General features: G+C 49.7%; 12 protein-coding genes. 11 read left to right on the top strand and 1 reads right to left on the bottom strand.

All coding sequences use genetic code 11. The features are described 5' to 3' along the window. Positions 1–20 precede the first annotated feature (20 nt). A complete protein-coding gene (locus tag AC14M5_RS20085; protein ID WP_484031497.1) occupies positions 21–3,188 on the bottom strand; it encodes an HD domain-containing phosphohydrolase in 3,168 nt (1,055 codons plus the stop codon). Positions 3,189–3,349: 161 nt separating this feature from the next. On the opposite strand from AC14M5_RS20085, the gene AC14M5_RS20090 reads away from it, so the two are divergent. The 11 genes from AC14M5_RS20090 to AC14M5_RS20140 all read left to right on the top strand — a co-directional run bounded on the left by AC14M5_RS20090 (position 3,350) and on the right by AC14M5_RS20140 (position 18,667). Further along, positions 3,350–4,186: a purine-nucleoside phosphorylase gene (locus tag AC14M5_RS20090; protein ID WP_484031498.1), complete on the top strand. Its 837-nt coding sequence runs from the start codon at positions 3,350–3,352 to the stop codon at positions 4,184–4,186. 13 nt (positions 4,187–4,199) lie between these two features. Further along, positions 4,200–4,880 (top strand): hypothetical protein, encoded by a 681-nt coding sequence (locus AC14M5_RS20095; protein ID WP_484031499.1) that lies wholly within the window; start codon positions 4,200–4,202, stop codon positions 4,878–4,880. Between the two features lie 25 nt (positions 4,881–4,905). Continuing rightward, a complete protein-coding gene (locus tag AC14M5_RS20100; RefSeq protein ID WP_484031500.1) occupies positions 4,906–5,445 on the top strand; it encodes a GNAT family N-acetyltransferase in 540 nt (179 codons plus the stop codon). A 52-nt stretch (positions 5,446–5,497) separates the two neighbouring features. Beyond that, positions 5,498–7,408, top strand: a complete 1,911-nt coding sequence (locus tag AC14M5_RS20105; protein ID WP_484031501.1) for a hypothetical protein — start codon at positions 5,498–5,500, stop codon at positions 7,406–7,408. 107 nt (positions 7,409–7,515) lie between these two features. After that, complete coding sequence (locus tag AC14M5_RS20110; protein ID WP_484031502.1) at positions 7,516–8,481, top strand: 30S ribosomal protein S1; 966 nt, start codon at positions 7,516–7,518, stop codon at positions 8,479–8,481. 5 nt (positions 8,482–8,486) lie between these two features. Continuing rightward, a complete protein-coding gene (locus tag AC14M5_RS20115) occupies positions 8,487–10,694 on the top strand; it encodes an FtsK/SpoIIIE family DNA translocase (RefSeq protein WP_484031503.1) in 2,208 nt (735 codons plus the stop codon). 48 nt (positions 10,695–10,742) lie between these two features. Next, positions 10,743–11,378 carry a CDP-alcohol phosphatidyltransferase family protein gene (locus AC14M5_RS20120; protein WP_484031504.1) on the top strand — a complete coding sequence of 212 codons (636 nt, stop codon included), beginning with the start codon at positions 10,743–10,745 and terminating at the stop codon, positions 11,376–11,378. A gap of 89 nt (positions 11,379–11,467) precedes the next feature. Further along, complete coding sequence (lgt, locus tag AC14M5_RS20125; protein ID WP_484031505.1) at positions 11,468–12,274, top strand: prolipoprotein diacylglyceryl transferase; 807 nt, start codon at positions 11,468–11,470, stop codon at positions 12,272–12,274. A 77-nt stretch (positions 12,275–12,351) separates the two neighbouring features. Further along, positions 12,352–13,287, top strand: coding sequence for an ABC transporter ATP-binding protein (locus tag AC14M5_RS20130; protein ID WP_484031506.1), 936 nt, complete (start codon positions 12,352–12,354; stop codon positions 13,285–13,287). Beyond that, positions 13,277–14,710: a stage II sporulation protein M gene (locus tag AC14M5_RS20135; protein WP_484031507.1), complete on the top strand. Its 1,434-nt coding sequence runs from the start codon at positions 13,277–13,279 to the stop codon at positions 14,708–14,710. Before AC14M5_RS20130 ends, AC14M5_RS20135 begins: the two co-directional genes overlap by 11 nt. A 240-nt stretch (positions 14,711–14,950) precedes the next feature. Continuing rightward, positions 14,951–18,667, top strand: a complete 3,717-nt coding sequence (locus AC14M5_RS20140) for an OmpL47-type beta-barrel domain-containing protein (RefSeq protein WP_484031508.1) — start codon at positions 14,951–14,953, stop codon at positions 18,665–18,667. Positions 18,668–18,681 lie beyond the last annotated feature (14 nt).

Genomic DNA, 18,681 nt, shown 5'->3' on the forward strand with positions numbered 1-18,681 from the left:
CACAATGTGGGGAGAATAGTTTATTCGGCAAGTACGAAGCCAGTTTTATCATTTACGACCAGTTCTTCGAAAACACTGACGATAGCGGGGTCAAATAATATGCCCGCCTGCTCTCGAAGATATTGAAGCGCTTCCTCGGTTGATATCTTGCTCCGATATGGGCGGTTGCTGGTGAGGGCATCAAATGCATCTACAATCGCGAACATGCGCGCGAGAATAGGGATATTTTCTCCAGAAAGCCCGGCGGGATAACCTGTGCCATCCCATCTTTCCTGATGATGTCGAATTAGGGGAATGGTGTCTTGCAGGAATGGGATTCCCTCCACGATCCTTGCGCCAATATCGGGATGCAATCTCATCAGCTTCCATTCAGCTTCACTTAGCGGGCCAGGTTTATGCAGGATCGTATCGCTGATGCCGATCTTGCCGATGTCGTGTAAGAGCGATCCGCGTTCCAATACTTTTAACTGCTGGTGTGAATATCCGAGTGTCTCCCCCAATCTTGCGGCAAGGTGACTCACTCGCAGGCTGTGTCCTTCGGTTTCGCGATCACGTGCATCCAGCGCGGACATAAGTGATGCGAGAGTTTGATCGTATGTTGCTTCCAATGTATCGTATGCGGCTTTGATCTCTACTGCCTGCCTGCGTGACTCAACCAGTAAGAGTGAGCGTTCCAGGGCAATGGCAGCCTGGTTGACGAGAGCCTGCAAATCGTTGGGGTTGGTAGCGGGGTTTTGATTTGCCTCCTCCGGGGTGTCCATCCAGACTGCGCCGTATTTACGAATGGGGGTTTGAATCGGCAGGCAGGTTCTGATCACAGACTTGCCGTGTGAAAAATAAATGAGCTGCCCTGAATTCATGGCATCTTTAATTAACTCCATAGGGTGATTGGAGCCATTGTGTATGCCTGAATAGTCGATTTCCACTTCGGCTGAAATTTTTCCATCCAGGTTTAATAACACGATGCCAGTAGTGATACTCTTTGCGAGTTTATGGGCAGTTTGGGCAATATCTGAGGCGGCATCCTTTAAATTTTCTGCCTGAATGATCTGGTTGCTCAGCCGATATAGTAGTGACGTGATTCGCAGGGATGCGCGTAATTCCTGCTGAAGCCAGGTGCTTTCAAATGCGCCTGCCGCTTGAATGGAAAGCAACTCGGCCAGTGATTCATCGTTTTCGGTAAAGAAGACTTCATTTTGCTTCCCAAAGGCAAAGATTGCTCCAATGTTCATGCGATGCCAGCGGATGGGAATGGTTAACATGCTTCGCAAGCCAGCGTTATCTATAACAAGATGTGATGTGGCGGCATATTTTCTAACATCCCGAATGCGGAACGGTTGAGCGGCCTGGAATGCCATTTGGATCAACCCTTCTGAATTCGCTGAGTTTTCTATGCTTTCCACCAGGTGTGCTGCATTACCGGAATAGGCACTCTGGGTGAAATTTCTTTCCTTTTCCTGCCCCAATTGAATGTGAACAAAGGTGAACCTGGCCTGCAAAATATCCCTCGCAATGGATGCCACCTCTTGAGCCGTGGTACCCGGTTCCACCATGGACGACAGATGACTCCCGGCTTGAATGAGATCCTTCAAACGCTGATGATATCCCGAGCGTTCCCAGGCGCGAGTGAGTTCTGCCGCCACTGTTTCTGCCAGGCCAATGTCGATACTGCCGAAGCCATTGAGGCTTTCACTGTTTAACACGATTGCGCCGTTGGCATGTCCATTAAATATCAAGGGGATAATAACAGCCGATAAATTATTCTCATTTTCAAAGCGTAGATAATCTGCATCCGTCCTAATGTCGTTGATGATCTGGGTCTTTCGCTGGCGTATGGCGCGCCCCATGGCTCCAACGGATGTGCTCTGGCGGTAACCGGCTGGGATCAAACTGGTCTGATGTCCCGCTGCGGCGATCAGCATAAATTCCTGTCGATCTGGTTCGTGGATGTAAATACTGATCAGTGAACAGTTCAACGCACGTTCCATCGTGTTTACAGCCAACTGTGCTGCCACGGGCTGGTCCAGTTGATTTTCAAGCTGCTGGCTTAATTCCAACAGCAGTGTCAATTGCATATTGCGCTTTTTTTCATTTGTCCACTGGCGTGTCAACATCTCGATCTGGTCTGACTGTGCGTGCATGCGGAAGCGTATCCCCTCGCGTGTGAGCATGAACGGTTTTAGATAACGCCCCAACCGTTCACTCCATGGCATCACGCTGATATCAAGGTCATCGGGCTCGTCTTCCGTCTTGGTCAATTCCTGCATCAGCCCATTAATGGTCATGACAATGGTGGATACTTCATAATAGATCACAATAGATATCAAAGTGAAGAAAATAAAAGCCGCTTCGCGCACGACCATTATGGAGGCATTGCTGATATTCGCCAAATCGTCCATTACGATGAGCAACGCGCTGAGGAAGATCAGCAGGGTCAGTTCCAGCGTACTGGCGATCATAATGACTCTGTGACCAAGAATATCGTCCCTCGTCAGGCTGAGGCGGCTCCATGGCAGCAGGTTATTGAAAAATATCAGCAGCACAAGCAGTGCCGGGGGGATGAAATTTGCGCCGGATGCAAGAGGCAGGAAAACAACACACCAGATCAACCAGGGTATGGCATGTAAGCGCGCGAGGATACTGTTGTATTTATTTGAAAAGGGGAGAACTAGCTTGATGGCACCGATAAAGGCAGTAATTAGGAACGCAATTGAAAGAGGGGTTTTGATATGACTTATATCAAATTGTGCATAGATGCTGCTTGATGAGGCAAGAAATATCCCATTTGAAAACCCGATTGTGACGAAACTCAAATTTAAGAGGTCGACGTTTTCGAGTCGTTTTCCAATATTCAAGATTGATATTAATTGCATGATCGCAGCAAAGAAAAGAATCCATCCCTCTAAAAACAACCCAGCCTGTGCATACATTCCTATAAAGACAAAAAGCAGGATAACTGACAAACCCTGAACGAGCTTTATTCTCTTTTGCGGAACCTGTAGAATGGATACGATCTGTAACGACAGCCCAATTGAAAAAGAGATGACCCCTAAAATTACAAAAAACCAGCCTTGTTCATCCGTTCCTATTGATTTTAAATAATCAGGAATTAATAACAGGCTCACGCCCAGAAAACCTAGTATTCCGGATGAAAAAATATTGAGGTCGTTTTCGAGTGATTGCTTCATTGCGTTCTAGGATAGCATAAGAGGCAAATTTTATCTACCTTCTGAAAAGGCGGTTCATGCCGTAAAAGCCAGTTTTAATTTCTGATATAATCCCAAAGTAAATTGGTCTTTTCGGTGGGGATGCGGCCATTTGCATAAAACGCAGACACAGGTAATCTTAAATGCAAAATTATATATCCCTTGCTCAAATTGATGAAACTGTCCAGACAATAAGGAAACAGACCTCGATCCAGCCCATCGCGGGGATCATCCTCGGCTCCGGGCTTAACGGCTTGGCTGATTCTGTCCAAGGGGCGGTTTATATCCCTTATAGCGACCTTCCCAACTTTCCCGTTTCAACCGTTCAGGGGCACGTGGGGCGTTTTGTAATCGGCGAATTGGAGGGCAAACCTGTGCTTATCATGCAGGGACGCATCCATTATTACGAAGGTTACACGATGGGGCAAGTCACTTTGCCGGTGCGAGTCATGCAAAGGCTGGGAATCCCCTCCATGATTGTTACAAATGCTGCGGGCGGTGTGCACCCGGACTTCAACCCCGGTGATGTCATGTTGATCACCGATCATCTTAATTTCATGGGGATGTCCGGGTTGAATCCGCTCATGGGCCCAAACCTGGATGAAATTGGTCCACGCTTCCCGGATATGAGCCAGCCATATGATCGCGAATATTGTACCCTTGCTCGAAAAATTGCAAAGGAAAATAAAATTACGCTGCGAGAAGGTGTATACGTTGGCTTGAGCGGCCCATCATTTGAATCGCCTGCTGATCTGCGCTTTTTGCGTACGGCAGGCGCGGATGCAGTAGGGATGTCCACAGTACCTGAGGTTATTATTGCACGACATGGCAATATGCGCGTGCTTGGGCTTTCTGGAATCAGCAACAAAGCCAACCTGGATGGCTCTACGATCACAACCCACGAAGAAGTGATCGAAGCAGGCAAGATAATCACGCCCAAGATCGAGAAGATCATTCGGGGTGTGCTGCGCGGGCTGTAATAATATTTCAAGCATGACAGAATTTTATAAATTCCTCGATTCATATGAGGTGCTGATCTACATCCTGCTGGCAATTGGCGGCATGTTTTCTTTTCGCTGGTTGCTGCGCTCGTGGCGTGAATGGCGGGTTGCCGTCTTTAGCCTGGAACGAGAATTTTCCGCCCGCCGCCTGGGGCGTTCTGCCACGATCTCGACGCTCATTGTCATTATGTTCTGTGCGGAATTCTTTATGGCGACCTTTATAATTCCCGGGCTTCCCGCCGATTTCTTTGTTACCACACCTACATTGGATTTGATCTCAACTCCCACAGGAACACTTTCACCAGAGATGATGACCCAATTCTCAGGTTCGTTGCCACAGCCTGCAGTGGTTGGCAATACGGGTTGTGTAGCAAACCAGATCATGATTACCTTCCCGGAAGCGGGAGATGAGATCAAAGGTGCCATAGAACTAATCGGTACTGTCAACATTCCAAATTTTGGGTTCTATAAATATGAGGTCGCGCCCCTCGGAAGCGATACCTGGGCGACCATTTCTGCCCGCCGCACGATCGTCAATAACGACTCTCTTGGACGCTGGGATACCACCGCTCTAACTCCCGGTGATTATCAATTGAGATTGGTGGTTACGGATAATCAGGGACAGCTATTGCCGGTCTGTATTGTGCCGGTGCGGGTTGTGCCTTTACAATAGAAAAAGAAAATGGATTATTCAATTCATGCCTGAAATTCAACTTCGTCCTACGGTTGCCACCGATCTTTCACGTCTGATGGGATTTGACCATTCTGCCAGCAGTGAATCGGTCTGGCAGTTGGAATTGCGCCGCGACACGGGGCAGGTGATGGCCACCTTCCGCGAGGTGCGTTTGCCTCGTTCCATTACTGTGGCATATCCTCATAATCCGTTCTCACTTGCCGATGACTGGGTGCGAAAATCCATGATGTACACAGCATATATCGGACCGGACTCTGTTGGGTATATTAGCCTGCTTGAGCGGGGATCGGATTCAGTAGTGTGGGTCACTGACCTTGTAGTGGATGCGGCTCATCGTCGCCAGGGTGTGGGCGGCGCTTTATTGGCGGCCGGGCAGGATTGGGCGGCGTCCAGATCGCATCGTCGTATAATTTTGGAGATGCAGTCGAAGAATCTGCCCGTCATCCGTCTCGCACAAAAGTTTGGGTTTGAGTTCTGCGGGTATAATGACCATTATTACATCAACCAGGATGTGGCTTTATTTTTTGCAAAGGTATTAAAATAAAACAAGCGGCGGTTATGACCGCCCTTGTGAAAATTTTATTGGAAGGGTCTGTATGATTAATGGTTGGTCGGTGACGTTTCTGGCGGGGATCCAGACGCTCAACCAGATACTAACGGCGGGGATCGCCATTACAGCATTTTCGCTGTTTCTCTATGCGCTTTCATTTAATTTGCGTGATAGGGTGGCGCGTTCATTTGCGATCATTTTGCTTTGCGTGGTAATTGTCTTTACCTCCGAAGCATTGCAGGATAAATCCATGTCAACGGGGGTCATTGACCTGTTACTGCGTTTACAGTGGTTCGGTATTGTTTTTCTCCCAGCAGCTTATTTACATCTTTCTGACGCGTTGCTTGTGACAGCAGGCCGCCCTTCGCGTGGGCGTCGCCGACTCGCTGTGCGCGGCATGTATGCTGTCTCGGCATTATTCCTGCTTTTGCTAGGGCTTGGCTATTTGCTCGGTCCGCTTGTTCCTGATGGGAAGCCTGCACCTTACCTCAACCGCACAATTTGGACTGAGGTTTTTACGTTCTTCTATGTTTTCATCATGGTATGGGCGGGAATAAATTTTGCACGCGCCTACAGACTCATGTTGACGCGTTCAGGACGCCGCCGCATGTTGTACCTGATGGCTGGTGCAACAGCCCCTGCGCTTGGTTCCTACCCTTATCTTTTATTTGGCTACAGCCTCGCCTCGCAACATCAATTTCTGTTTTGGGGCGCTGCCACTTCCATAAATTTGCTGGTCGGTGCCCTGGTGATCGTGATGGCATACGCGGTGGCCTTCTTCGGTGTTTCATGGCCTGACCGTGTCATCAAAAGCCGCTTGTTCAAATGGATCATGCGCGGCCCGGTAACAGCCTCTGCCGCACTGGCATTGATGACTGTTGTCCGTCGCGGAGGGGAGTTGGTGGGCACACCCTATAACGCTTTTGTACCGTTTGCTGTGGTGGTAACTGTTTTACTGCTGGAACATGCTATTACTTTCGCCGCTCCGCTTTGGGAACGCTGGTTGTTTTTCGGGCGTGACCGCAATGAATTAGCATTACTCCAAAATATTGAGGAACGTTTACTCACCCAGAGCGATCTACAGCAATTTCTTGAGGCAGTGCTGGCAGCTGTGCGCGATCACTTGCAATCTCCAGCTGCTTTTGTGGCCGCATTGGATGATGAGACCTTATCCCCGATTGTGGTGGCAGGCAACCGTTCGCTGCTCGATCAGGAAAGTTTGACAGAGGCTCTTGAGCAGGTAAATGGTGATATGCGGCGCGAATTCCAATGGGGAAATTTCTGGGTCTTGCCTCTGCATCACCGCAAACGCCAGGAGATGGATCGAGACGAACTGCCTCCCTTGCTTGGCGTGCTCGGTGTGGCAAAGGGAAAGAAGCAGGTCATGGAAAATGATCAACGCGAGGCCTTATGGCTATTGGCAGACCGTGCTGCCATTGCGCTGGAAGATCGTCAGTTGCAGCAAAATGTATTCCATTCCCTAGCAGATATTCAGCCGCAGGTTGAGTTGATTCAGCGGATGCGCGCGGCAGGGCGTTATGATACCCGCGCCAGTTTAATGACAGAGCCTCTTCCCCACGAGGCAGACCTTGCAAACTGGGTCAAAGATGCGCTCACTCATTATTGGGGCGGACCAAAACTTACCAACAATCCATTAATGAAACTTCAGGTGGTGCGTGACCTTGCTGAGCAGGATGATGGAAATACGGCAAATGCTTTACGTGCTTTATTGCGCAGTGCTGTAGACCAGGTCAAACCGCGGGGCGATAGAAAGTTCACCACCGAGTGGATACTGTACAATATCCTTGAAATGAAATTTATCGAAGGCCGCAAGGTTCGCGACGTGGCCGCAAGGCTGGCTATGTCTGAAGCGGATTTGTATCGAAAACAGCGCGTGGCTGTCGAAGCGGTTGCAAAAGCGATCCTTGAAATGGAAGTGAACCTTCTGGAGCAATGATCGATAATTCGTAGAATATATTGTAGTAACGATTAAGCCCTGTGGGTCAGTCGTTTTACAAATAAGCGTATATATACGCACATTTAATGTGATTCAAGGAGGTATGCATGATCGGTCAAAAGAAAAAAATCGATAATACGATGCCCGTCATCGACGAGGGCTGGTGGTCATCGGTATTGGCGGAGGAGAGTCGCTCTTCGATGCCTCCACAAACTCGATTGGCGGGGAGCAGGATCGAGGTCGGTGAGGAGGCGAAGGGAACTTTGCCCGAGAAAAAGCAGATCGCTGACTGGACCCAAGTCAAGGATCTTTATATGCGCGATCAGATCATTGATCTGACCGTTACCGGGCATAATCGCGGCGGCTTGCTTGTGGAGGGCGACGGGCTGTATGGTTTCGTTCCATTCTCGCATCTGGTTGAACTCGCAGGTAAAGTGGAAAACCCTGACCGCAGCCACGACCTTGAAACTTATATAGGCCGCTCACTTCGTTTGAAAGTCATTGAATGTGTTCCTGAAGATGGCCGTGTGGTTTTTTCGGAACGTGCAGCGCAATCAGAGCCAGGCAAACGCGCAGAGTTATTCCACGCATTGAAAGCGGGGCAAAAGGTTCAGGGTGCGGTTACCAATATCACGGACTTTGGCGTGTTTGTCGATCTCGGCGGCGTGGAGGGTTTGATCCATATCTCAGAACTATCGTGGGGACGAGTTTCACATCCATCGCAGATCGTAAAAATAGGCAGCACGATTGATGTGCAGGTATTAGACCTTGCGCCTGAACGATGCAGAGTTGCGCTAAGCTTGAAACAATTATTGCCTAATCCCTGGCAGAAAGCATCTATTGAATTTCCAGAAGGGTCGGTCAAAGCTGCGGTTATAACCAGCGTGCTTTCCTATGGCGCTTTTGCGCGGTTGGATGCTGGCGTGGAAGGCCTCGTTCACATTTCTGAAATTCCACAGGCAGAAGGTACGCCTTTGCGCGAGGTTCTTTCTGATGGAGATCAAGTACAGGTGCGCATCTTACATTTGGATGCCGCTCATCAACGCCTGGGTTTAAGCATGAGGCTTGAATAATTCGAATGCCTGAAAACCCCAACCCACGTAAAAGACAATACGCACAAGCCCAACTTCCTCCACAAAACGACTGGCTGGATAGGCTTGCCCGCTTCAATGCTCAATTTGGCCGCTTTCTGCGTGATGCACTTGGCGTAGCGCTCATTGCCTTTGCGCTTATGTCTTTGCTTGCCGTGTGGGAATTTACCGATGGCATCCTCCTCACTCCTTTTTCCATCCTCCTCAGGCGCTGGTTTGGCTGGGGCAGTCTCCTCGTCATCCTCGGTATTGGATATTTAGGATATTCATTTCTCAGGCGGGATACCAGCGAAGTGAGTTGGGGGCGACTCATATCTTTGGAACTCGCTTCTCTCTTAACCCTGGGCCTGCTCGCTGCTTTCGGAGGCAATGACCTCTACCGCGCCGAGTCCGGCTGGGATGGCGGGCGACTCGGCTGGGGGCTTACCACCCTGGCATGGCGTTACCTTGGATCAATTCTTGGCACACTTGTAATCTTCATATTATGGGCGTTGGCAGCCGCAACAGGGTTTGGCTTGTGGGCCAAGCTGGAAGCATGGCTATTGAGAATCGCTGGTGAAGCTGCTCCTGTAAATGTTGAAACACCAACTACAACCGAAGCAGAACATGATGCCGAGCAGCCCGCAAAATCCAGCACACCGAAAAAGAAGACGCAACAATTACCTCCTGAATTTCGCACTTCATTGAAATCCTCAAGTAAAAAGGACGAGAAACCGCTCAAGCCAACGCCGCGCGGAGAAGACCTTCCACCTCTGCACATCCTGCTCGCAGAATCTGCCGCCCGCGCCGATGAACGGACGATCAACCAGACAGCGGGTCTTATTATGAAGACCCTTGCCGAGTTTGGCATTCCTGCCACGGTCATTGGTTATCGCGTTGGCCCCGCTGTGACGCAGTTCGCAGTGCAACCTGGCTTTATCAAAAAACCAGGTTCAGACGAAGAAGATGCACAACAAATGAAAGTGCGCGTTGCGCAGATCGCCTCACTGGAGAAGGATATTGCATTGGCTTTATCCGCCCAGCGATTGCGCATCGAAGCGCCTGTGCCCGGCAAACCATATGTCGGTATTGAAGTACCGAATACACATAGCTCTGTTGTGCGTTTGAAGACTCTGCTTGAGTCAGATACCTTTCATAAAATGGGAGCGCCGCTCACCATTGCCCTGGGGCGTGATGTTTCAGGCCATCCGCTAATCGCTGACCTTTCCCGTATGCCGCATCTGCTGATCGCTGGTGCAACGGGTTCTGGTAAATCAGTCTGCATCACATCCATTGCGGCCTGCCTTGCCATGAACAACGCACCTGAGGACTTGCGCATGATCATGATCGATTCAAAGATGGTGGAGTTGATCCGTTTCAATGGCTTGCCGCACTTGTACGGAAAAGTGGAAACCAACCTAGACCGCATCATGGGTGTATTGCGTTGGGTGGTCGTTGAAATGGAACATCGTTATCGCTTGCTTGAGGGCGCTCATGCCCGCGACTTGGATTCCTACAACCGCAAAGTCTCGCGCAAAGAAGATGGCAGGCCTTTGCCCCGCATCGTTGTGTTGATCGATGAGCTTGCAGATTTAATGATGTCTGCCCCAGACCAAACGGAGCATAACCTTGTCCGCTTGGCTCAAATGGCGCGTGCCACAGGTATCCATCTTGTTGTTGCCACGCAGCGCCCTTCCACAGATGTGGTGACAGGCCTCATCAAAGCCAACTTCCCGGCGCGTTTGGCATTTGCAGTTGCCTCAGGCATTGATAGCCGTGTTATTTTGGATTACACCGGCGCCGAGACCTTGCTTGGACGTGGTGATATGCTTTTCCTTAACCCTGAGGTGGGCAACCCCGTCCGCGCGCAAGGCGTGATGATCACCGATATGGAAATCGAGCGCATTATTTCACATTGGCAAAAGAATTCTGACGTTTCAGCCGATGATTCTCCGCCCTGGGAAAAACTTTTACAGGAACCCGAAGAAGGCGAAGATGATGGTTTGATCGAACAGGCTATATCCATTGTGCGAAGCGGCCAGAGAGCTTCCGCCTCATTGCTCCAACGCCGCCTGCGGATTGGGTATCCACGTGCCGCGCGTTTGCTTGATCAGCTTGAAGAGATGGGAGTTGTAGGACCCTCTCAAGGTGGAGGCAAAGAGCGCGAAGTCCTTGTCAACGAAGATGATCTGGATGAAGAAAAATCTTTGGAGTAAAAATTCGTACAGTAGCAAAAACTATAAAGGAACATTGTGAACTCATCCATGAATCCAAAACAGACCTTCACGGATCGACTTAGAGTTTTTTTTAAAGGCATATTAGATCCCATCGGCGGGTTTCTTAACCGACTCGGGCTCACTCCAAATGCCATCACTTTATTGGGTCTGGCTGGCACGACCATTGGAGCGTATTTTATTTCGCAAGGCAAAATAACAACGGGTGGCTTTGTGCTTTTGGCTTCTGTGCTGGTGGATACCATTGACGGAACGATGGCTCGTCTGCGCGACGAATCCAGTGACTTCGGCGCCTTTGTGGATTCAGTCAGTGACCGCTATGCCGAATTGATCACCTTCGGGGGGCTTTTGTATTATTTTCTCTCACTGGAAGATTACCCCGGTGTGATGGTTACTTTTGCCGCCGCCTCTGGTTCAGTGCTGGTTTCATACGTCAAAGCGCGCGCTGAAGGGCTGGGCTTTACGGCCAAGGTCGGCATCCTGACGCGCGTTGAAAGATATATTGTGTTAATTCCTCTGCTTATTCTGGATCAGCCATTCATTGCTGCGTTCGTCATTGCAGTGCTGGGCAACTTTACTGCGCTTCAACGTATCATTCACGTCCGCGTGCAGGGACATGCCCGCATGGATAAAGCCAGAGAAAATAATAAGGAATATATACACTAATCTATGAGTGAAGGATTGTATTCCGCTCTCGTCGCCGTCCTCGGCGCCGAGGACGGCGACGAGAGAGATTTTAGGATAAACACTGATTGATGAGTGAAGGATTTTTGATAGGCCCCTGGTTAATGCGCTGGCATAGTTTTCTGCTTGTGCTTGGTATTGCGGCTGGGGCCTTGCTTGCAGCACTCGATGCCAAACGCCGCGGCCATGACCCTGAGATCATCTATTATCTCTTTCTGCCTTTGATAATTTGGGGGACAGTGGGTGCACGCCTTTGGCATATTCTCACCCCGCCTCTTTCTTCGGTTCAGCTTGGTCTTACTACCGGATATTATCTTACCCACCCATTGGATGCAATTGCATTCTGGGTGGGTGGGCTTGGAATCCCCGGCGCGATCATGGGCGGCTCACTTACCTTGTTGGTTTTTGCACGCAAGCATGAACTGCCGTTTTGGGAATTGGCCGATCTGCTCGCACCTGGCCTTGCTTTGGCGCAAGCCATTGGCCGCCTGGGAAATTACTTCAATCACGAATTGTATGGTTTGCCTTCAAGCTTGCCCTGGGCCATATTCATCCCGCCTGCCAACCGTTTGATTGGATATGAGTCAACCGAGCTTTATCACCCGTTGTTTGGCTATGAAGCAATTTTGAATCTTGCTAACCTGGTTTTATTATTGTGGCTGGCTCGTAAACTTGCAGATATACTTAAACCCGGCGACCTCTTTCTTGTGTATCTCGCCATGTATTCAGTTATCCGTTTTTCGTTGGAATTCCTGCGCCTCGATGCGGCGCTGGTGGGTGGAGTTAATATCAATCAGTTATTTTTCGCACTCCTATTCTTTTGTGCAGGAGTCGGCTTGTATTTACGGCACGCTCCGCAGGTTGCGAGAAAACTGTAAGGTCTCTGTGAAGGGGGTGTTGCATGGTGGGTAATAAAATAGAGTCCACTCGTTCTGAAATTAATAAGGAATAAAAAATGATAGAAACTCATGATTTGAGTAAGCAGTTCCATGATTTTATGGCTGTGGATGGAGTCAATCTTTCTGTGGGGCCAGGGCAGATATTGGCTTTGTTGGGGCAGAACGGCGCAGGCAAAACAACCACTGTCCGCATGTTGACGGCACTGCTGCATCCCTCGCGTGGATGGGCACGTGTGGCTGGCTATGACGTTGTGAAGAATGGACATGACGTCCGTGCTTCAGTGGGGGTATTAACAGAACAACACGGTCTTTACATGCGCATGAATGCCATTGAATATCTGGATTTCTTTGGTCAGGTGTATAGCCTTTCTCCGTCACTTAGAAAATCACGCAGTGATAATTTGCTTGAATATTTCGGCCTGGCCGAAGCATCACGCCGCAGGATCGGTGAATACTCAAAAGGGATGCGCCAAAAACTAGCTTTGGCGCGCGCCATGATGCACGATCCCGGTGTGCTATTGTTGGATGAACCCACCTCCGCCATGGACCCCGAATCCGCGCGACTGGTGAGGGACGAGATCGCACGTTTGAAATCATCCAAGCGCACGATCATTATCTGCTCGCACAATCTGACCGAGGTGGAAGCGTTGGCAGACCAGATTGCCATTATCTATCGCGGACGTATTTTATTGCAGGGCACGTTGGATGAGTTAAAGCATAAAGTACTTGGGCTGCCAGAATATGAAATTAAGTTTGCTCAGGAATGGGATGCGGGCAGTTTGGAATTGCCGTCAGGTGTGGAAATGCTTTCGAAGACAGCGACCAGTTTGAAGGTCCGTGTGGAAGCGCCGCAGGAATCAAATCCACAGATATTAAAGGCTTTGTCATCGACACCTGCATCGGTAATGGCTTTTCAAGAACAAACGCGGACGTTGGAACAGGTGTATCTCAAAGTGATGGCAGAAACAAAAGGACGCGAAAATGTTCAATAAACTTAAACCCGTCTGGCTGGTGGCCGGGCGTGAATTGCGCGACCAATTCCGTGATTGGCGTGTATTGACCCCGATGGTGATCCTGATTCTGTGTTTTCCTATTTTGATGAATGAATTTGCAAAACAGACCGTAGATTTTCTGAATCAATTTAATGCGAACCTGATCCTCGATAGGCTTGTGCCGTTCTCGATCATGATCATTGGTTTTTTTCCAATCACGATTTCCCTTGTAGTTGCGCTGGAGTCTTTTGTGGGAGAGAAGGAACGTGGGACGATTGAGCCAATGTTGAGTGCCCCGCTCGATGACTGGCAGTTGTATTTTGGGAAACTGTTGGTGGGCGTGGCGACTCCGCTGGTGGCTAGTTATCTTTCCATTGCGCTGTATTTGCTCATGATATCCCGCCAGGAACTCACCATACCTTCTTTTTCGGTTATGGTGCAATTGATGCTGCTAACAACCGCCCATGCGACATTGATGGTGAGCGCGGCAATTGTGATTTCGGTGCAATCCACTACTGTGAAGGCTGCGAACTTGCTGGCATCATTCATCGTAATTCCCGTTGCAATATTGATGCAAGGCGAAGCGGTTATGCTGTTCTGGGGAAACGAACAGGTGCTTTGGCTTGCGGTTGCCGGTGTGATGATCATCGCGTTGCTGTTGATCCGCGTCGGGATTGCCCACTTCCAGCGTGAATATTTGCTTGGGCGTGAAATCGATGTGATCAACTTGCGTTGGATCTTGCGCACATTTTGGTTGAATTTTATCGGCGGCGCACATTCAATTGGGGATTGGTATAGGAATGTGCTTGGTTCTGCGTTTCGCCGCATTCTGCCTGCTGTATTTTTTGTGGTGTTGATCGCGGGCATCAGCACATGGATGGGCTATGACTGGGTCATCAAGAATGTGACAGATCTTATTGCCAAGGCATCTCCCGAGGATTTGCAAAAGGTGGAAGACCGCGTCCGTGAGTTGCCTGACCTGGCAAATTTGCGCCAGCATCTCAGCGCTCCGTTCTTATTTTTTAATAATACGCGCGCAGTGGTCGCCATTTTCTTTGCGGGCCTGGTTTCATTCAGTGTCTTGGGCGTTATTATTTACATGGTGAATATTGGCTTGCTCGGAGGTGTGTTTGCCATCTTCGAGTTGTTGGGTGTGTCACCCTGGCCCATCTTCCTTGCAGGTGTGCTTCCGCATGGCATTGTCGAAATCCCAGCTTTGATGATCGGCAGTGCCGCGATGCTTTACTTTGGTGTTGCGCTCGTTACCCCGCAGACAGGCAAGTCGATGGGGGAGGTGATCCTGGCGCTGCTTGCAGATTGGACCAAAATCTTTGTTGGTTTGGTCGTGCCGATGCTGGCCACTGCCGCTGTGATCGAGGCCTATGTGACTCCCGGTTTGTTGTTGGGTGTATTGGGAAGATGAAAACACTATAGTACAGTTCGAGCGGTGGACGTGACTGGGCCAGCCATATCATCAGCCTGCGTTTGGATCAGGTGACGGATAATATGTTGAAGAGGGGATAAAAAGTAAGGATGAGGGGTGAAGGGTGAAGACTCCGAGGTGATATACCTCGGAGTCTTCTTTTCAATTTTGAAAAGCCGAATTTATTGAACTGTTGATACAATCGTGAAAATTAAAATAAACAGGAGGGAATAATATCCCATGCCAGCCCGCAATAAAGAATTCATCAACCCACAGCGAGTATTCATTGCAATCCTAATTGTCGTGATCGTCTGGTTTGCGCCGATCGCGTTTCCGGTGCGTGGTGAAACGACTGTTGAAAACGCTGAACCGCCGCCCCCCTTGCAATCTCTTTTTGCATCGAGCGCGGATGCCTGTCCCTTTGGCTGTGTTCGATGTACCTCCTGGGATCCAGATGCATGGCCTAGGACTTGTGAAACCTATGAGTGCATCGACGGCTGTGGCGGTGACGATGGCGGAGGCGGGGGCGGAGGCAATCAGCCGCCGACGATCTCGCATGTTCTCACCTGCTCTCAAAACGGGAACAGCGGCTGGTGTGTGGGAAGCCTCAGCCTCGACCTGACCGCCTCCGACCCGCAAGGACAAACATTGGTTATCAGCGGGGATGTGAATGGAACGCCCTTCACCTGTCCCACTGGTAACACCTGCTCCATTCCACTACCTGAAGGCGCAGGCACTGCCAACTATAAGGTTGATTCGGCCACAGGACTTTCTGCAACTGGCACAACGAATTATCTATCCGATACATCCACGCCTTATTTGGATGGATCAGTTAGCGGCGTAGTCGGAGCGAATGGCTGGTATCAATCCAATGTGATGCTCACGATCACCTCCAGCGACTCGGTTTCAGGGATTGCATCCACCACAACCACCATTGACGGCGGAGTACAGACGGATTACCAATCTCCAATTACTCTCTTCGATGGCGTTCATAGCGTTATCATTACAACGACAGACAACGCAGGGCACGTTACCCAGACCACTCAAACATTCAGCATCGATACACTCACGCCGATTTTGAACGTTTCCCTTTCAGGCACAACAGGATTGAACGGATGGTACGTTTCAAATGTCACATTGAGCGCAACCGCGAGCGACTCAGGCTCAGGGCTCGCAACACTCGAAGTCTCACAGGATGGCTCCTCTTACACCACATACCAATCCCCAATTACTTTTTCAGATGGCATTCATACTTATAACTTCCGTGCCACCGACAATGCAGGCAACATCACCGAAAGCGGAGATACTCTCAACATCGACACCACCACCCCAACGTTGAACATATCCACGACAGGCGTTGCGGGTTTAAATAGCTGGTATGTCTCGAATACGGATGTGACACCGACGGTGAATGATGCGACATCGGGGATTGCCTCGTTTGAAGTGACCATTGACAGCGGGCCATGGACAGCGGCCATCAGCGGTCAGCCGATTACTTTTTCAGATGGGATTCACACTTACACCTTCAAAGTCATCGACAATGCAGGCAACGTCACTGAAAGCACGCAAACCGTGAAAGTGGATACGATCACGCCCAGCCTGAGTTTGAACATCAGCGGCACACGTGGACAAAATGACTGGTACACCTCCAGCACAACCGTTACGCCCACCGCCACGGATGCGACCTCTGGAATTGCCGCGCTTGAAGTCTCACAGGATGGTTCCGCTTACGCCGCTTATCAATCCACCTCATTTTCTGATGGCGTGCATACTTATCAATTCCGCGTAATAGACAACGCGGGCAATGTGACCGAGACTCCAATCCAAAGGCTGAGCATAGATACGATTGCACCTGTCGTCGAAATGGATGGGGAACTCAAGCTCGGCGAGTATTTGTATTATGACATCGAAGACCCGACAGTTGCGGGGCAGGAAAACAGCGGCTTGTATATCTATCGCGCCGTGATCGAAGATGACGATGAGAACTACAAGAAGATCGTCTGGCTGGATGTGCTAACGGGCGACAAAGCCAGAGACTCGATTCTCTGGGATGGAAAATTTGCGGATGGCGCGCAGGCAGGCTGGGGTGAATACTTCATCAGCCTAAAAATATCGGATGCGGCGGGCAACGAAACGATGAAGAGCGCCACCGTGACGGTGACCCCGTTGAGTTTCTTGCAGGAAATCCCTGCCTTCACACCGCCCGCATCCGCGTCCACGACCCTGCCTGCTCAAACCGCCCAAACAGACTCCACCCCTCAAACGGAATTTGGCGGCGCAAACAGCAATGCGACAGGCGCGACTACCAGCGAGTCCAACTCTGTGGGTGGTGCGAATAACGGAGCGGCAGGTGAAGCATCAGCCTCCATCTCCGCTGGTGGAGTGACTGTATTCAGCGGAAAGAGTGATCCTGTCCAATCTGGATTCGCACAGGGGAATGAAAGCACCTCATCACCGATCACGAATCCAAATATCCTTTGGGGAGCCGTTGCCACCGCAGCCCTGGGTGCAACCCTGGCTGACTGGCAGAGACGCCGCGAAGAGGAAGAAGCCAGACGTCTTGCTGCAATGCGAAATAGCGGAGGAGGAGATGAGGAGGAAGCGCCGAGCAAAAGAAAAAGCCCGGGTCGTGTCGCGTATGAAGAGAAAATGCAACAGAAGCGCATCGTGGGCGAGTCACAGGCGTTGTTGAATAAGAAGGGATCAGCCTACACCCCCAGCCAGAAGCTGGAGAGTGAAGAGACCAACTGGCTGAAGAAGCTGAGTCCTGTGTATCAGTATGAGAAACGCAAAGAGGAAGCGCAGAAGAAAGCCGATCAGCAGGCTGGTCTCATGGCGTATTATCAGGGTAGGAAAGAAGGCGAGGAAAAGAAAAATACAGGCGGACCTAAAGTGTTGGCTGTGCCTATTAAGGCAGATAACCCACCACCGCCCAAAAATCCTTTCGTAAATTGGGTAACTTCCACCTGGAACAAGATCACGACGACGATCTCTTCGTGGTTTAGGAGTGATTCGACTCCTACGCCAACGTCAACCCCAACCTTGTCTCCCACACAGGTGTTGAATATGCCGCTTCCAACAATATCTATCTTTCCAACCCCTCCTGCGATTCCTGTTAAGAATCCAGTCTATGCAATTAATGGTGCAATGACTGTGGACCAGATTCCACCTGAATTTCGATGTACACTACCTGAGTGGAAAAATATTAATGGACAAGATTTACGTAATGTTTATTTTGATCGTTGTATACTTGGCGAACAATTGATGACTGGATTACTTACAGACCCTAACGGATGGTGGTGGCAGGACGGACAAACTCAATGGGATAATAAAGGAAATATAGTAACAACAAGGTGGGAAGGAGTAAAAACAAACGAAGATATTTGGAGGCTGGCATTAGCCTATGGGCTGGATACGGAGGGCACTACTCTACGAAGAGATAATGTTAATGGCTACCGCCCGTTGATTGAAGAAGCGATAATTAACAAGTTCTGGCATTTCGATCATGGGCTTCCCGCACTTTATGGGAAAATAGATTCAAATAGTGGAATTCCAGACCCAAACGACACTTCTCCACTTGGAACAAATGGGCGTTTAATTTCCTTTGGATCGTTAGAGTCGTTGGAAATACGCATAACTGATGGTCTAAAACCGCCCCAAGATGGCGGCAATACTAATATGTGGATGGAATCATGGAACAGATATGCAAACCTTTTTGCAAACGAACCAAATTGGATTGAACCACCTGCCAACGCGCCATATGAAATTGGTAATAAAAATTCAACGAGCGCATATTTTGATATGCCTGTTGGTGAAAATCAAGGCCAAGTTCTTTATCGTAGTGAAAGGGATTCGACTGCTGAGTATGCATCTCTTAAACCCGAGACTTATGATATTCGGGCGATTGTACTTAACTTTCAACAAGTTCAATATGGGAACTCGTTGGGCTTAAAGTAGTAAAGGAACATTAC

The sequence above is a fragment of the Candidatus Villigracilis sp. genome, from assembly GCF_057083605.1.

Bases quoted from the DNA above. Each gene is read 5' to 3' on its own strand.
- AC14M5_RS20140 (WP_484031508.1), top strand. From the start codon at position 14,951: ATGCCAGCCCGCAATAAAGAATTCATCAACCCACAGCGAGTATTCATT.
- AC14M5_RS20115 (WP_484031503.1), top strand. From the start codon at position 8,487: ATGCCTGAAAACCCCAACCCACGTAAAAGACAATACGCACAAGCCCAA.
- AC14M5_RS20095 (WP_484031499.1), top strand. From the start codon at position 4,200: ATGACAGAATTTTATAAATTCCTCGATTCATATGAGGTGCTGATCTAC.
- AC14M5_RS20130 (WP_484031506.1), top strand. From the start codon at position 12,352: ATGATAGAAACTCATGATTTGAGTAAGCAGTTCCATGATTTTATGGCT.
- lgt (WP_484031505.1), top strand. From the start codon at position 11,468: ATGAGTGAAGGATTTTTGATAGGCCCCTGGTTAATGCGCTGGCATAGT.
- AC14M5_RS20105 (WP_484031501.1), top strand. From the start codon at position 5,498: ATGATTAATGGTTGGTCGGTGACGTTTCTGGCGGGGATCCAGACGCTC.
- AC14M5_RS20120 (WP_484031504.1), top strand. From the start codon at position 10,743: ATGAATCCAAAACAGACCTTCACGGATCGACTTAGAGTTTTTTTTAAA.
- AC14M5_RS20135 (WP_484031507.1), top strand. From the start codon at position 13,277: ATGTTCAATAAACTTAAACCCGTCTGGCTGGTGGCCGGGCGTGAATTG.
- AC14M5_RS20085 (WP_484031497.1), bottom strand. From the start codon at position 3,188: ATGAAGCAATCACTCGAAAACGACCTCAATATTTTTTCATCCGGAATA.
- AC14M5_RS20090 (WP_484031498.1), top strand. From the start codon at position 3,350: ATGCAAAATTATATATCCCTTGCTCAAATTGATGAAACTGTCCAGACA.
- AC14M5_RS20100 (WP_484031500.1), top strand. From the start codon at position 4,906: ATGCCTGAAATTCAACTTCGTCCTACGGTTGCCACCGATCTTTCACGT.
- AC14M5_RS20110 (WP_484031502.1), top strand. From the start codon at position 7,516: ATGATCGGTCAAAAGAAAAAAATCGATAATACGATGCCCGTCATCGAC.